The sequence below is a fragment of the Mycobacterium sp. IDUB_28 genome (assembly GCF_055419285.1).
The window spans coordinates 1-387 of record NZ_JBVAXK010000047.1 but is presented as its reverse complement, the minus strand read 5'-3'; the positions used below and the strand labels follow the sequence as shown (position 1 = coordinate 387).

Here is a 387-nt window from a genome sequence, read left to right as displayed (position 1 = left end):
TGGATCGAGGCGATCCGGGCCGGTCAGCGGATGGAAAGCCAGGCCGCCGCGGCACAGTTGATGGCCATCGGGGAGTTGTTCGCCTACCGGTTGCGCCGCCACGGCGAAACCGAGGACTGGGCCCTTGACACCATGGACGGGGTGGCCGCCGAAGTCGCCGCCGGCCTCAAGATCAGCCAGCGCGGCGCCTTGGACAAAGTCCGCATCGCCCGCGACATGCGCGAACGCCTCCCCCAGACCGCCGCGGTGTTCTGCGCCGGCGAGATCACCCTGGGCGCCTTCGTGCAGGTCACCCACCGCACCTCGCTGATCACCGACCCCGACATCCTGGCCCGCGTGGACCGCGCCATCGCCGCCCACATCACCCGCTGGCCCTCCCTGACCCCC

The 387-nt window shown here is 71.1% G+C and carries 1 protein-coding gene; it reads left to right on the top strand.

The genetic code is table 11. The features are described 5' to 3' along the window. Positions 1–387, top strand: a 387-nt coding sequence (locus tag ACZYZ9_RS26485) for a DUF222 domain-containing protein (RefSeq protein ID WP_463829114.1), incomplete at both ends; no start/stop codon positions are given.